Consider the following 14,127-nt stretch of genomic DNA (forward strand, 5'->3'; position numbering starts at 1 on the left):
GGAGACTCATCACTTCGCGGCAAAGCCGCTTTTAACATCAACGCTCGTACCTTAGCAAAAGGTAGGCGGGATAACTGGCGTTGCGCCATCGGCCGTGGGCCCTGCGCTCTCTGCTCCCTTTGCGCCTCTGCGTGAAACAGAAACAAGCTCAACGTCGGCCGCAAAGTCACAAAGTAATCAGGCCCCCGGCTGGGCAATCCACTGGCTTGCGCCTTCATGCCCCGGCAGCACTGATCCGCTGCCCGACGCAGGAGCCTCGCTGCGCGGTGCTTTCACAGTTGGAGCAACCAGCCCCGGCAAACCCTGCGCCCGGAACACCGCATCGCCGCCCTGTTGCAATAGCGGAGCGGTATAGGCAGGCGTGGGGGACACAGCAGTCGTCACCGCCGCAATCTTCCCCGCCTCGAACGCCTTTTCCAGCGCCAGCGGATCGGCAATGTCGGCGGGCGAGGGCGTCCACGTGCGTGGATGCGGGGCGGCAATCGGCTCGCTCCCGCCATAGCGCGCGGTAAAGGCCGATGGTTTTCCAGCGGCGCCCGCCCAGTTGTAGAACCGGTGTGCGCCAATGGTGCCGATAAAGGCGAGGCTTGGCGCCCAATATGGATGCACGGCGGTCGTGTGATAATGCGTCGCCAGCCCAACCGGTGCGTAGACATTCCCCGCCAGCGCATCGGCAGCCACACGCCGCGCCCGGTCCCAGAATGCCTTCATCGGCTTGCGCGCCATCGATCCGTCACAGGCAAACGAGAACTGGCACGATGGCCGCTCCGACCCCTGATAAACCACGCCGCACACGGTATTCGGCCAGGCCGGATGCGCCACGCGGTTCAGCACCACTTGCGCCACCGCGCGCTGCCCTGCGTCCGGTTCGCTCGCCGCTTCATAGTAAATCGCCGTCGTCAGGCACTGCAAAGCGCGCCAGCGGTCCTCGGTGGTGCCGGTGGCCAGAATGGGGCGGGCAGACCCGATATCCGCATCGCTTTTGCTCTGGTCCCAATTGGCCTGCGCTTCGGTAGCCTCGATCAGCCCGCTGTCTTGCGTGTCGAGCCAGTAGAACGCCGATCCCGGAAAGCTGTCGCCCCCGCGCTCGAACGGTTGCAGCCCTGCCATCTGCACCCGCGCGGTTGCCGCCTGAACGCCGCCCGGCTCACCCCAGCCCAAAGGCCCAAGCACCGTGGCCAGCATCCCAAACATGGCCACGCCTGCCACCCGCTGCCGCAACACCGAAGGCCCGCGCAAAGCCCGCCGGATCGAGCGCATGTCGCGCCTCCGCACCCGCGCGGCAAAATCACGCGGTGCATGTTCGTTGATCGGTTCCACCACCGCCGGACACGCATCAGCCTTCACCACCTGCACGTCAGCAGGCAGTTCAAAGGGCCGATAGGCGATGTCCAAAGGCATGGTGGCAGCAAAAATCCCGGTAATTCCCTGTCCCGCTAATCCTTTGTCCGTGCGGGCGCATCCGCACATTTCCCGCTGTCCCGATGCGGCACATCCCCCTTCGATCCGGTTAACCTGCCCCGAATGCCGTAGTCTCCCTTGCAGTGCAGCAAAGTTCCCGCTAGTCCGCCGGCAGACGCCAACGGTGCCCCGTCGAACGGGCTAAGAGGGAAGCTGGTTCAAATCCGGCGCTGCCCCCGCAACTGTAACCGGATAGCGCGTTGCCCAGTGAAGCCACTGGTGCCGGATCTGATCCCGGCGCTGGGAAGGCGGGCAACACGCGATGACCCGGGAGCCAGGAAACCTGCCACTGGTTGTCGTTCCGCGACCGGGCGGGGTGAACCGGGCGCACGCGATGAGGCGCGCCAATTTCATGGCCCAGCGCTCCTCCCGCCAAGAACGGCAGCACCGTTCGTGGCCGGAGTACCGTCTTGTGAAGAAGTTTCTGCTTTCCGTTTCCGCTCTGGCATTTGCCGTGCCCGCCCTTGCCCAAGGTGCCGACCAGGCCCCCTCTGACGTCATCACCGTCATCGCCACAGGCAGCGAAACCCCGCTCAGTCGCCTCGGCCAGCCCGTCACCGTTATCACCGCTGATGAAATCCAGTCGATCCAAGGCCCCGACATTACCCGCGTGCTGGAGCGTGTTCCCGGCCTGACTTTCACCCGCAATGGCGGCCCCGGCAGCTTCACCGGCGTGCGCCTGCGCGGGGCGGACGCTGAACAAGTCCTCGTCCTGGTCGACGGCGTGCGCATGGAAGACGTCTCGGCCCCCGCCGCAGGCTTCGATTTCGGCACGCTCACCCCCGGCGGTGTTGAGCGCATCGACGTGCTGCGCGGTTCCAACTCGGTTGTCTGGGGCAGCGCGGCCATCGGCGGCGTAATCGCCATCCAGTCGCGCGATCTGAACGGCGTTGAAGCCTCTGCCGAATACGGAGCGAACGAAAGCTGGACCGCCGACGCCGCCGCTGGCCTTGCATCAGACCGCGCCGCGTTCACCCTAAACGGCGGCTACACTCGCACCGATGGCATCTCTGCCGCCGCCGTGGGCACCGAACCCGATGGCTTCCGCCAGTATCGCATCGGCGGTCGTGGTCGCCTGAACCTCACCGACCAGCTCGCCCTCGTCGCCACCGCCCGCTATGCCGATAGCCGCACCGATATCGATGGCTTTGGCCCGCCGACCTACTTCGACTTCGGTGATACGCCCGAATATCAGGATACCCGCCAGGCCTCAGGCCGTGTCGGCCTGCGCTATGTTTCTGACGCGCTGACGATCAACACCGGCTTCGCCCTGTCCGACACCAAGCGCGATTACTTCGACCCCACCTTCGGCACCGCCCCGTCCTATGGCTACGAAGGCCGTTCGGAACGCGCCGACCTCACCGGCCGCCTGAACCTGCCCGCCAATTTCACGCTCGATTTTGGTGCCGACAGCGAATGGACGCGCTTTTCCAGCACCTTTGACGAAGAAGCCAAGGCCAATCTCACCAGCGGCCACGCCATGCTCGGTTGGAGCAATGACCGCGCCAGCCTCGCCGCTGGCGTCCGTGTGGACGATCACAGCCGCTTCGGCACGGCATGGACCTTCGGTGCCAACGGCAGCTTCGAACTGACCGACAACCTGCGCCTGCGCGCCAGCTACGGCGAAGGCTTCCGCGCCCCCACGCTCTACAACCTGCTCTCGGACTACGGCAACGCTGCGCTCCTGCCCGAACGCAGCAAGAGCTATGACGCAGGCCTCGAATGGGGCAACCGCAACGCGCCGCTCCATGCCTCGGTCACGCTGTTCCGCCGCGATAGCCGCAACCTGATCGTGTTCGTCTCCTGCGCCAGCCTGAACCGCTGCGCAGACCGCCCCTTCGGCCTCTACGACAACGTCGGTAACGCCCGCGCCCAAGGCGTAGAAGCCGAACTCGGCGCGCGCCCGACCGATACGCTGCACCTGCAAGCCGCTTACACCTACCTCGAAACCGAAAACCGCACCGCAGGCAACGCGAACCTCGGCAAGGACCTGCCACGCCGCCCCACCCACGCGCTCACCTTGTCGAGTGACTGGACAACACCGCTGGCTGGCCTCACCCTCGGTGCAGACTTGCGCCTCGTCGGAGACAGCTTTGACAACGCCTCGAACGCCACCCGCCTCGATGGCTACGCGCTCACCACCGTGCGCGCCAGCTTCCCGGTGACCGAACAGGTCGAACTCTACGGCCGCGTAGAGAACCTGTTTGACCAGACGTACCAGACCGTCGCCACCTACGGCACGCTGGGCCGCGCCGCCTACATCGGCATCCGCGCTCGCTACTGATGGCCACCAAAGCGCCCTGTTCCAAAACCCTGCTCCCCCGCGAAGGCGGGGGCCTCAGGAGGTTTACGGAACGCAGGCGTAAACGGCCCGAGGTCCCCGCCTGCGCGGGGACGCGCACATGGGCCGCAACCCTTCCCCCCCTCCTCTTCAGAGGAGGGGGCCGGGGGGTGGTGATGCTGTCAGCATTCCTCACCGCCAGCTGCATCCCCCAAAGCAGCGCCACCCCCCCATCGCCCGCTCAACACCACCCGACAATCGTCAGCCTCAACCCCTGCACCGACGCGATTCTCGCCGAAGTGGCTGATCCCGCACAAATCCTCGCGATCTCGCACTACAGCCACGACCCCCGCTCCTCCTCGATGGACATGAGCGAGGCCAACCGCTTCCCGGCCACGCGCGGCACAGTGGAAGAAGTCCTCGCGCTCAAACCTGATCTGGTTCTCGGCAGCACTTTCACCGATCCTGCCACGGCCAGCGCCTACAGCCGCCTCGGCCTGCGGCTCGGACGCCTCGGCATGGCCATGACGGTCGAGGAAAACCATGCCCACATCCGCCAGATCGCCGCACTCGTCCATCAGCCTCAGCGCGGCGAGGCGCTGATCGCGCGCATAGATGCCGCACTCAACGCCGCCGCCCCAAGACCCGGCACCCAGCCAATCCCGGCGGTGGTCTGGCAATCGGGCGGCATGGTCCCCGGCGATGGCACGCTGATTGCCGATGTCCTGCGCCGCACCGGCTTCACCAATTTCGCCGCCGCGCGCGGCCTCGGCCAAGCCGACCTGCTCCCACTGGAACGTATGCTCGCCGATCCGCCCGCACTGATCCTCGTCGCAGGGCAGTCCGCCGAAACCGGAAAAGGCGACGACCGCGTCCTCAGCCACCCCGCGCTGAAAGCCCTCAAAACCACCCGCCGCGCCCACCTCAACCCCAAACTCCTGTACTGCGGCGGCCCCACCTTGATCGCCGCAGCGGACAGGCTGGCAATCATACGCAACCAAATCCTCCCCGGAACGGGGAGGGGGACCGCCGCAGGCGGTGGAGGGGCCTATCCCCACAAAACAACCCACCCGGTCACCGCCAAATGACCCACCCCAAAAACCCGTTCAGCCTGAGCCTGTCGAAGGCGCTCCTCGCCGCCCTCGCGCTTGCCATCCCGCTCTCGCTCCTCGCCGGGCAGGTTTGGATCAGCCCGTTCAGCCCCCCGGTGCCCAACGCCACCGCCATCCTGATGGAACTGCGCCTCCCCCGCGCAGTCCTCGCACTCATCCTTGGTGCAGGCCTCGGCGCAGCAGGCGCGGCCATGCAAGGCTACCTCCGTAACCCGCTGGCAGATCCCGGCCTGTTCGGCATAGCGCCTGCCGCCGCACTCGGCGCAGTCCTGTCCTTCTACACCGGCTATGAAGTGCAGGCCTTCACGCTCCCGCTTTTCGCCCTGATCGGCGGCGGCGGAGCCATGGGCCTTCTCGCGCTCATCGCGGGCCGGGCAGGGGGCATCGCCCTGTTCACGCTGGCCGGCATGATGATCGCCAGCCTTGCGGGCGCGCTCACCAGCCTCGCCATCAGCCTCTCGCCCAATCCCTTCGCCTTGTCAGAGATCGTGACGTGGCTGATGGGCGCGCTGGCCGATCGCGGTTGGCACGAAGTCCGCCTCGCCGCCCCGCTCACGCTGGCGGGTCTCGTCCTGCTGTGGCGCGCCGCCCCCGCGCTCGATGCGCTGGCCTTGGGAGAAGCCGCTGCCCGCTCACTCGGTGTAGACCCCACGCGGCTCCTGTGGCTGATGATCGCCGCCATCGGCCTGATCGTAGGCTCGGGCGTAGCCGTCGCCGGCATGATCGGCTTCGTCGGCCTGATGGTCCCGCACCTGATCCGCCCCTTCACCGACCAGCGCCCATCGGCCACCCTGATCCCCAGCGCCTTGGCCGGAGCGCTCCTGCTGCTGATCGCCGATTGCCTGTGCCGCGTCATGCCGCTCAAGGGCGGAGAACTGCGCCTCGGCATCGCGCTCAGCCTTGCGGGAGCGCCGTTCTTCCTGCGCCTCCTGCTGAAAATGCGGCGGGAACTGGCGTGATGGCCACCACCACACCCATCCACCAAACAACAGCGCACCCCCGCGAAGGCGGGGGCCTCAGGCCGTTTAAGCAAATGTTGCGTGGCAGGCCTGAGACCCCCGCCTTCGCGCGGGAGCAGCTAAAGTGCGTGGGGCGCATGACCAATGCTTGAATCACTCGGCATCACCATCCCCCATCGCCTGCACGATGTCACCGCCCAACTTCAGGCAGGCCGAGTGACTGCCATCTGCGGCCCCAATGGCGCGGGCAAATCCACGCTGCTCGCCGCGCTTGCAGGCCTCATCACCCCCACCAGCGGCACCGTCACGCTGCAAGGCCAACCCGTCGCGCAACTCCTGCCCGAAGACCGCGCCCGCCGCATCGGTTACCTGCCGCAATCGGGCGAAGTCGCGTGGAACCTCTCGGTCCGCACCCTCGCAGGCCTTGGCCGCTTGCCGCACCGCACCAGCACGGCTGAAAACGCGCAGGTGGTTGGCCAAGTCTTGGCCACGCTGGACCTTACGCCGCTGGCCGATCGCCCGCTTGCCACCCTGTCCGGCGGTGAACGCGCGCGCGCATTGCTCGCCCGCGTCCTTGCCACCCAGCCGCACTGGATATTGGCAGACGAGCCGCTCGCCGCACTCGACCTTTCACATCAACGCAACCTCGCCCACCGTTTCCGCGCCTTGGCGGAAGAGGGCCGGGGTGTTGTCCTAGTCGTCCACGATCTTGCGTTGGCCATGAACCACGCCGATCACGTGATCGTTCTCGATCAAGGCAGAGTCGCCGCCCAGGGAAAGCCTGAAACCGCGTTGTCCGAAGACGTGATAGCCAAAGTCTGGAACCTCGAATCCTGCTGGCTAGGTGAACCCGGCCACATGGCGCTGGCCCTGTAAATCCTCCCGCCCGCAACACAGAACAACCGCGCCCCCGCGCAGGCGGGGGCCTCAGGGTTCTAACGAAACTTCAAAGAAACCCGCCCAAGGCCACAGCCTCAATGGGAACTCAAGAATTCAGGCTACCGCCGCGGCATCATCCTCATGGCAATGCTCGGTGATCGCGGCTGCAAAATCCGCCGCGAAATACCGGGCAAACCGCTCGCGCACATTGGCCGAGATTGCCGGCCGCGCTGCCCGCACACCGCTGCTGCGGCAGAACAGGCTCTGCGGCGAAGGGCCAGTCTGATCGGGCAATTCGGCAACCATCGTGGCGGTGTCCAACTCCTTGGTGACACAGCCCCTATAGCAAGCTTTCGACACATACAATTGTATGGTTCCGACAGGAAATCGCCTTTGTTGTGCCAAAATTGTGCGCTGCGGCACACGTCGCCTGAGAAAAACCGCACAGTCTGTCCGGCTAAATCCGAATCCCCCCAAAGCCCGTATTGCACCGCACTACGCCACTTCCCACATGGGTTAACACTGGGCAAGGGGGCTTGCCTGAATCGAACAAATATGGAACACCGCCGCGCATGTCTCTCAATACCATTTCCGTCCGCGGCGCCCGTGAACACAATCTCAAGGGGATCGATATCGATCTCCCGCGCGATAGCCTGATCGTCATTACCGGCCTGTCCGGTTCTGGCAAATCCAGCCTCGCTTTCGACACGATCTATGCCGAAGGGCAGCGCCGCTACGTCGAATCGCTGTCGGCCTATGCGCGCCAGTTCCTCGAAATGATGCAGAAGCCCGATGTCGAACACATCGACGGCCTCAGCCCCGCCATCAGCATCGAACAGAAAACCACCAGCCGCAACCCGCGCTCCACCGTGGCGACCGTTACCGAGATCTACGATTACATGCGCCTGCTGTGGGCGCGCGTCGGCACGCCCTACAGCCCCGCCACCGGCCTCCCGATCAGCGCGCAAACCGTGAGCCAGATGGTAGACCGCGTGATGGCCCTGCCCGAAGGCACCCGCGCCTATCTCCTCGCGCCCGCCGTGCGCGGCCGCAAGGGTGAGTACCGCCGCGAATTGGCCGAATGGCAGAAGGCCGGCTACACCCGCGTTCGCATCAACGGCGAAATGATGCCGATCGAAGACGCCCCCGCGCTCGACAAGAAGCTCAAGCACGACATCGAAGTGGTGGTTGACCGCATCGCCGTGCGCGACGGTATCCAGACGCGCCTTGCCGACAGCTTCGAACAGGCGCTGAAGCTGGCTGACGGGCTGGCCTATATCGATCTGGCGGACACGACGGTCGAAGCGCTGGGTGAAAGTGCTTCGACAAGCTCAGCACGAGCGGGTGTTGGAGATGCCGCCCCCAATCCCGCTCAGCCTGAGCCTGTCGAAGGCCCCTCTGGCAAGCCCAAAAAGGGCATGAAAAAGACCGGCCTCCCCGCCAACCGCATCGTCTTCAGCGAAAAGTTCGCCTGCCCCGTCTCTGGCTTCACCATCGAGTCCATCGAACCGCGCCTGTTCTCCTTCAACGCCCCCCAGGGCGCGTGCCCCGCCTGCGATGGCCTTGGCGAAAAGCTGCTGTTCGATCCGCAACTCGTCGTCCCCAACGAGAACCTCAGCCTCAAACAGGGCGCCGTCGTACCGTGGGCCAAGAGCAATCCCCCGTCGCCCTATTACATGCAGGTCCTCGCCAGCCTCGCGGGCCATTTCGGGTTCAAGCTCGAAACCCCGTGGGCAGAACTCCCGCCCGAGGTGAAGATCGTCATCCTCTACGGCACCGCCGGTAAGGCCGTCCCGCTCACCTTCATCGACGGCAAGAAGAGCTACACCGTCCAGAAAGCCTTCGAAGGCGTCATCGGTAACCTCAACCGCCGCATGTTGCAGACCGAAAGCGCCTGGATGCGCGAGGAGCTGTCCAAGTACCAGACCGCTCAGGCCTGCGAAACCTGCGAGGGCAAGCGCCTCAAGCCCGAAGCGCTCAGCGTCAAGGTCGCCCGGACGGACATCTCCACCGTCACCCACTTCTCCGTCTCTGCCGCGGTCGAATGGTTCGCCAATCTCGATGCGCAGCTCACCAGCCAGCAAGGCCAGATCGCCAAGGCCATCCTCAAGGAAATCAACGAGCGCCTCGGCTTCCTCAACAACGTCGGCCTCGATTATCTGAACCTCGATCGCACCTCCGGCACCCTGTCCGGCGGCGAAAGCCAGCGCATCCGCCTCGCCAGCCAGATCGGCAGCGGCCTCTCGGGCGTGCTCTACGTGCTCGATGAACCCTCCATCGGCCTGCATCAGCGCGACAATGACCGGCTGCTCATCACGCTGAAACGCCTGCGCGATCTCGGCAACACCGTGATCGTGGTGGAGCACGATGAAGACGCCATCCGCACCGCCGATCACGTGGTCGATCTCGGTCCCGGCGCGGGCGTCCACGGCGGCGAAATTGTCGCGCAGGGCAAGCTGCAGGACATTCTTGACAACCCGAACAGCCTCACCGGCCAATACCTCACCGGCACCCGCCGGATCGAGGTTCCCAAGAAGCGCCGCAAGGGCAACGGCCTGTTCATCGGGGTGGAGGGCGCGCGCGCAAACAACCTGCAGAACGTCAGCGCCAAGGTGCCGCTCGGTACGTTCACTTGCGTCACCGGCGTCTCCGGCTCGGGCAAGTCCAGCTTCACCATCGATACGCTGCACGCCGTCGCCGCCCGCACGCTCAACGGCGCGCGCGTGATCGCAGGCGCGCATGATCGCGTCACCGGTCTCGAAAACTGCGACAAGGTGATCGAGATTGACCAGTCCCCCATCGGCCGCACCCCGCGCTCCAACCCCGCCACCTACACCGGCAGCTTCACCCTGATCCGCGATTGGTTCGCAGGCCTGCCCGAATCCGCCGCGCGCGGCTACAAGCCCGGCCGCTTCAGCTTCAACGTGAAGGGCGGCCGCTGTGAAAAGTGTCAGGGCGATGGCCTGATCAAGATCGAAATGCACTTCCTGCCAGACGTTTACGTCACGTGTGAAGAGTGCGAAGGCAAACGCTACAACCGCGAAACGCTCGAAGTAAAGTTCAAGGGCCACTCCATCGCCGATGTGCTGGATATGACGATCGAGGACGCCGAAGAGTTCTTCAAGGCCGTCCCCCCGATCCGGGACCGGATGCACATGCTCAACGAAGTGGGGCTGGGCTATGTCAAGGTCGGCCAGCAGGCCACCACGCTATCGGGCGGCGAAGCGCAGCGCGTCAAACTCGCCAAGGAACTGGCCCGCCGCTCCACCGGCCAAACGCTCTACATCCTCGATGAACCCACCACCGGCCTGCATTTCGAAGACGTCCGCAAGTTGCTCGAAGTCCTCCACCGTCTGGTGGAACAGGGCAACTCCGTGGTCGTGATCGAACACAACCTCGATGTCATCAAAACCGCCGACTGGATCATCGACCTCGGCCCCGAAGGCGGCGTGCGCGGTGGCGAAATCGTGGCGGAAGGCACCCCGGAACAAGTCGCCAAAAACCCCCGCAGCTTCACCGGCCACTACCTAGCCTCCCTGCTGAAACGCTAACCCAAAAAGCCCCCTCCTCTTCAGAGGAGGGGGTTGGGGGTGGTGGCGGCAAAAACAAGCTATGCGGTCGTCAGGCCCCGCATCCGCACTGCGCCCAGAACCACCCCGATCAGCACCATCGCCAGCCCGGCAGAAAGCGCCATTTCGGCAATCGTCGCGGTCTGGTGCAGCGCGGGGATGGCCGCCACGGTCAGGAACAGCATGGCCGCATGGTTGATCGCCACCGCGGCCCAGCCCATGATCAGCGCATAGACCGCCGCCAGCAGCAGGATCAGCGCCACGGCCATACCCGCCCCGCCAAAGGCTGCGGGCAGCGCCACCAGCGCATAGGCCAGCGCCAACCCCACAAACGCGCCCAGCGCTGCGGGTACGAACTTGTCCGGCGCGGCATGGCACACCCCGGTGTAGTAGAACACGAACAGGAACCCGCCGGAAAACGTCGCCAGCCCCACGGCCAAGCTGATCGCGATAAACGCCGCCACCACCACCACCACCACGGCCAACACCACCAGCCCCTTGATCGGGGAAAGCCCGCCGGATGAAGCCACTCCATCTGCGCCATGTGCCTGCGTAGCCATAGAATCATCCACTCCCCGCGATGTTCATCACCTCTTTGCGAAGAGTTATACATAAAAATATACGCAAAGTAAGTGCTACCCCAATCCTCCCCGGAACGGGAAGGGGGGCCACCGCAAAGCGGTGGTGGAGGGGCCGAAACCCCACAAAAACCCACCACCCCAACAAACCGCTCCCCCGCGAAGGCGGAGGCCTCAGGCGTATTCCGAAACCCCAGCGTAAACGGCCCAAGGTCCCCGCCTGCGCGGGGTCTCCCCCAAAACAGCCTCCATTCCCGAACCCCTTGCGCTTGCCTGTCCGCCACCCACACCCCTAGGGGCGTTACGTAACGAACCGGGGTCGCGGACGGGTGCCTTTTCAGCCGCGATCCTTGTCGGCAGCCCGCCGAAAGGTGGGCTGCCGGCAGAATTTGGGGGGCTAAACTGTCACGCTAATTCATACTCTTGTACGAAGGTGTGGACTTGCGCTAGGCTTGAAAAAGACATTTGTGTTATTTTGGGGGTATCATGGGGCGCCTGCATAAGATGGAAGTGGCAGGATTGAATATCAAAATTCATCCTCACCCAGATGGCATATATGATGATTTTATTCTGGCCATATTCGGTTTGAAGAAAATTACAAAAATCCACGGTGATCGATTTGGCCTAATCACGCTCGTAAAGCAGGATTCTGATAATCCAGAATTCTATGACGGCGTGTTATCGACATTTCTAAAAATTGAAATGGGTTCAGAATGGTTCAACACCGAAACTATGGAAGAGGCCACTTCGAATGACGTAGGAGAGATTAAAATCCCGGAGTATCTGCATCCGAATTTAAAGACATTCAGGTTTACGTTTAATACGGAACGGCATGAATTTGTGTTTCAGCACTACGCTGAGGGGCTTAAATTGACGCATAATTCTGCTTTGAATTATATGAAGAATATTGTGACAGACAATAGAATAAAGAGTAAATTTGGTGAAGTAAAGGTTGGAGTTATAAATGAAAAGGGCAGTGTCGATAAAATTTTCAGTATTCCAAGAATAACTGAATTAGAATTATACATAGAAAGACCAAATTCTGATGTCTGGGGTGTGGACTTTGAAGAGTAAGCCGAAAGTCATTTGGAGGACAAAAATGCGCGCTCGATGAATGTTCTCTATAAAAGCGAGCGTGGGGCAGGCATTGCCCGAGATGAAGATTTGGATGCACTTGTTCGTGCAAGCATAAGTAATGGGCACTCTGTTGCTCGAGGGTATGGTGCTGCTGGGCATATGGAGGTGAGAACAGATAAATTTCCTAAAGTCGAAAGAGAAATGTACCCCGAAAATGTCGAGCCAGGGACAATTTTTCCTCGAATGGCTCGGGCATTCAGGCGCTAGAAATGTATAAAGCGCTTTATCTTCTTTTTAGAAATTATTGGAAAGACTACGGCGGATGGATGGAGATCCTAAAATCTCCTTTCACACATGGTGCTGTGTTTTCTGCTGTTCTTTACGTTATTGGCCTTATAGCCGTAGATTGGCGAAATTTGGCAATAGATTCTTTACCTACCGTTCTCGGGTTTAGCATCGCCGCTTACACAATAACTTTTTCCCTGATGGGGAGTGCCCTTCATCGTGCGCTTTCGAGCAGTATCGATAGAATTAAGGGAATAAGTCTTTTAACTATTGTTAATACTACGTTTTTTCATGTAGTTTTCTTTCAGAGTTTGTCATTGTTGTATTCGTATTTGTCAAAAGGTAGTGGATTGTATATTATATTTATTAAAATGAATATTGGTAAAGACGATGCTTTGTCGATTTATAATTATGCTAACAAATTTGGGGACGTATTGGGCTTCACTCTGTTTATGTACGCAACATTCCTTCTGTTGTCAGTGGCGGTTGCTTTGTATCGTCTTGGAGGTATTTCGCAGCGTATTGCGAATTTGCCATCTAAGGGGCCAGTGCCTGCGAATGACCAGCCAACTGTCAATACATTTGGAGAAAACGGAATTGTAAAAACTTGGAGATTTAAATTATTGGTTCGGATTGCAAAGGCAATGGGTCTATACAGAGTGTGACGCCATGGATTTGGCACAAGTCCATAGCGTTCCCATTCTCAGTGACCCGAAATTAAACTACAGTGATAGCTTACCAAAACCCTTTTCCCGCCGCACCCCGTCCAAGCCCTCGCTGCTCAAGGCGATTGAGGATCGTGGCGGCAAGTGGTCAGCGGGCGGGTGGCCGCCCTCCCTACCAACTCACACTCACGTCGCCCCGGACTTGATCCGGGGCTTGGCTTTTGTCGTTGTGGCAGTGTGCGACAAAGGAAGCTCTGCGTGAAACAGAAACCATTTTCCTATATCCCCCATCCTGCGTTACGCGGTCCTGTTTTGTTCCAACAGGACCGCCAGATGCCACACGCCATTGCACCCGCCTCAAACCCGCAGACTGTACCCTCATCTTCTATCGCCAACCCGCGACCCACCCGCTAACCTTACATACATGACCGGTGCATCCACCTACCGCCCCGAATTCACAGCAGCCTTGCGCCTTTTTGCCCAAGTGAGCGAGGCCATGCAAACACGCGGCTTTTCCCGCCCTGTCTTGGTCGGCGGTGCAGCGGCGGAGTTCTGGTCGTTGAGTGCCATCAGCACTGGTGATTTCGATATCTGCACGCCGCGTCAGGACATTCTTGATGAAGAAATGGCGCGCGCAGGTTTCATCCGGCCTTCTGGTACAGGGGCGTTGTTGAAGGGGTAGGTGCATCCGCAACTCAAGCTCGGCTTTGAAGTGGTGGCTGATGTGCCGATGGACGGTAATGTCGATGTTGCCCATATTCGCATGGTCCGTCCCATTGGCGGTGAGGGGCTGTTCCGCGTGATTTCGGTGGAAGACCTGATCGCTGATCGCATGGGGCAATATGCCTCTGGCACGGCAGCAGACCGTTTCGATCAGGCCTGCATTCTCTTCGGTCTTCACCCCGATGCAGAAATGGACTATCTTGATCGCCGTATTCGTGAAGAGACCTGTGGCGATTATGGCGTCGACGACCTCCAGTTCTGAACCGGGCATTCCTGAAGCCGGGCTGGTCATCGATATGGCAGACCTCGCCACGCGCCTTGCAGCGCGCCGGGCCGAACTCAGCCTGCCCGATCTCCCGCGCAACACCGGCACGCGCCGCACCCCATCCAAACGCGCGCTGCTCAAGGCGATTGAGGAACTTAGCGGCAAGTGGTGAGGGGGCGGGTGGCCGCCCTCCCTACCAACTCACACTCACGTCGCCCCGGACTTGATCCGGGGCTTGGCTTTTGTCGTTGTGGCAGTGTGCGACAAAGGAAG

General features: G+C 61.7%; 12 protein-coding genes, 1 pseudogene and 1 riboswitch. Of the genes and pseudogenes, 10 read left to right on the plus strand and 3 right to left on the minus strand.

The window, feature by feature from the left end:
- Positions 1 to 177 precede the first annotated feature (177 nt).
- Positions 178 to 1,401, minus strand: a complete 1,224-nt coding sequence (locus B7X90_RS06665; protein ID WP_292622873.1) for a cell wall hydrolase — start codon at positions 1,399 to 1,401, stop codon at positions 178 to 180.
- A gap of 165 nt (positions 1,402 to 1,566) precedes the next feature.
- A riboswitch (cobalamin riboswitch) is annotated at positions 1,567 to 1,767 on the plus strand.
- Here B7X90_RS06665 and B7X90_RS06670 point away from each other — a divergent pair.
- The 4 genes from B7X90_RS06670 to B7X90_RS06685 all read left to right on the plus strand — a co-directional run bounded on the left by B7X90_RS06670 (position 1,724) and on the right by B7X90_RS06685 (position 6,689).
- On the plus strand, positions 1,724 to 3,745 hold the full coding sequence (locus B7X90_RS06670; protein ID WP_292622875.1) for a TonB-dependent receptor: 2,022 nt from the start codon (positions 1,724 to 1,726) through the stop codon (positions 3,743 to 3,745). (Overlaps the previous riboswitch by 44 nt.)
- 173 nt (positions 3,746 to 3,918) lie before the next feature.
- Positions 3,919 to 4,830, plus strand: a complete 912-nt coding sequence (locus tag B7X90_RS06675) for an ABC transporter substrate-binding protein (RefSeq protein ID WP_292622877.1) — start codon at positions 3,919 to 3,921, stop codon at positions 4,828 to 4,830.
- Entirely contained in the window at positions 4,827 to 5,813 is a 987-nt protein-coding gene (locus B7X90_RS06680; protein ID WP_292622879.1) for an iron ABC transporter permease, read from the plus strand. The genes B7X90_RS06675 and B7X90_RS06680 overlap by 4 nt, the downstream gene beginning before the upstream one ends.
- A 144-nt stretch (positions 5,814 to 5,957) precedes the next feature.
- Positions 5,958 to 6,689: an ABC transporter ATP-binding protein gene (locus B7X90_RS06685; RefSeq protein ID WP_292622881.1), complete on the plus strand. Its 732-nt coding sequence runs from the start codon at positions 5,958 to 5,960 to the stop codon at positions 6,687 to 6,689.
- Between the two features lie 117 nt (positions 6,690 to 6,806).
- On the opposite strand, the gene B7X90_RS06690 is transcribed toward B7X90_RS06685, so the two are convergent.
- Positions 6,807 to 6,998, minus strand: coding sequence for a hypothetical protein (locus B7X90_RS06690; RefSeq protein ID WP_292622883.1), 192 nt, complete (start codon positions 6,996 to 6,998; stop codon positions 6,807 to 6,809).
- A gap of 266 nt (positions 6,999 to 7,264) precedes the next feature.
- Between B7X90_RS06690 and uvrA the strand changes: the two genes are divergently transcribed.
- Positions 7,265 to 10,243, plus strand: coding sequence for an excinuclease ABC subunit UvrA (uvrA, locus tag B7X90_RS06695; RefSeq protein ID WP_292622884.1), 2,979 nt, complete (start codon positions 7,265 to 7,267; stop codon positions 10,241 to 10,243).
- A 59-nt stretch (positions 10,244 to 10,302) separates the two neighbouring features.
- Here uvrA and B7X90_RS06700 read toward each other — a convergent pair whose 3' ends face one another.
- Entirely contained in the window at positions 10,303 to 10,821 is a 519-nt protein-coding gene (locus tag B7X90_RS06700) for a hypothetical protein (protein ID WP_292622886.1), read from the minus strand.
- A gap of 522 nt (positions 10,822 to 11,343) precedes the next feature.
- On the opposite strand from B7X90_RS06700, the pseudogene B7X90_RS06705 reads away from it, so the two are divergent.
- The 5 genes and pseudogenes from B7X90_RS06705 (at position 11,344) to B7X90_RS06725 (ending at position 14,026) form a co-directional block, all read left to right on the plus strand.
- Positions 11,344 to 12,183, plus strand: a pseudogene (locus tag B7X90_RS06705) (DUF4747 family protein).
- 2 nt (positions 12,184 to 12,185) lie between these two features.
- Positions 12,186 to 12,866, plus strand: coding sequence for a hypothetical protein (locus B7X90_RS06710; protein WP_292622888.1), 681 nt, complete (start codon positions 12,186 to 12,188; stop codon positions 12,864 to 12,866).
- Between the two features lie 424 nt (positions 12,867 to 13,290).
- A complete protein-coding gene (locus tag B7X90_RS06715) occupies positions 13,291 to 13,548 on the plus strand; it encodes a hypothetical protein (protein ID WP_292622889.1) in 258 nt (85 codons plus the stop codon).
- The gene (locus B7X90_RS06720; RefSeq protein ID WP_292622891.1) at positions 13,549 to 13,851 is read left to right on the plus strand and encodes a hypothetical protein; all 303 of its coding nucleotides are present in this window, start codon (positions 13,549 to 13,551) and stop codon (positions 13,849 to 13,851) included.
- Positions 13,826 to 14,026, plus strand: coding sequence for a hypothetical protein (locus tag B7X90_RS06725; RefSeq protein WP_292622893.1), 201 nt, complete (start codon positions 13,826 to 13,828; stop codon positions 14,024 to 14,026). The genes B7X90_RS06720 and B7X90_RS06725 overlap by 26 nt, the downstream gene beginning before the upstream one ends.
- The last annotated feature ends 101 nt before the right edge of the window (positions 14,027 to 14,127 follow it).

The sequence above is a fragment of the Novosphingobium sp. 17-62-19 genome (assembly GCF_002256775.1).
Lineage (GTDB): Bacteria > Pseudomonadota > Alphaproteobacteria > Sphingomonadales > Sphingomonadaceae > Novosphingobium.

What these genes read in the sequence shown, in the direction of transcription:
- B7X90_RS06680 (WP_292622879.1), top strand. Translation starts at nt 4,827, where the DNA reads ATGACCCACCCCAAAAACCCGTTCAGCCTGAGCCTGTCGAAGGCGCTC.
- B7X90_RS06715 (WP_292622889.1), top strand. Translation starts at nt 13,291, where the DNA reads ATGACCGGTGCATCCACCTACCGCCCCGAATTCACAGCAGCCTTGCGC.
- B7X90_RS06700 (WP_292622886.1), bottom strand. Translation starts at nt 10,821, where the DNA reads ATGGCTACGCAGGCACATGGCGCAGATGGAGTGGCTTCATCCGGCGGG.
- uvrA (WP_292622884.1), top strand. Translation starts at nt 7,265, where the DNA reads ATGTCTCTCAATACCATTTCCGTCCGCGGCGCCCGTGAACACAATCTC.
- B7X90_RS06685 (WP_292622881.1), top strand. Translation starts at nt 5,958, where the DNA reads ATGCTTGAATCACTCGGCATCACCATCCCCCATCGCCTGCACGATGTC.
- B7X90_RS06665 (WP_292622873.1), bottom strand. Translation starts at nt 1,401, where the DNA reads ATGCCTTTGGACATCGCCTATCGGCCCTTTGAACTGCCTGCTGACGTG.
- B7X90_RS06725 (WP_292622893.1), top strand. Translation starts at nt 13,826, where the DNA reads ATGGCGTCGACGACCTCCAGTTCTGAACCGGGCATTCCTGAAGCCGGG.
- B7X90_RS06710 (WP_292622888.1), top strand. Translation starts at nt 12,186, where the DNA reads ATGTATAAAGCGCTTTATCTTCTTTTTAGAAATTATTGGAAAGACTAC.
- B7X90_RS06670 (WP_292622875.1), top strand. Translation starts at nt 1,724, where the DNA reads ATGACCCGGGAGCCAGGAAACCTGCCACTGGTTGTCGTTCCGCGACCG.
- B7X90_RS06675 (WP_292622877.1), top strand. Translation starts at nt 3,919, where the DNA reads ATGCTGTCAGCATTCCTCACCGCCAGCTGCATCCCCCAAAGCAGCGCC.
- B7X90_RS06690 (WP_292622883.1), bottom strand. Translation starts at nt 6,998, where the DNA reads ATGGTTGCCGAATTGCCCGATCAGACTGGCCCTTCGCCGCAGAGCCTG.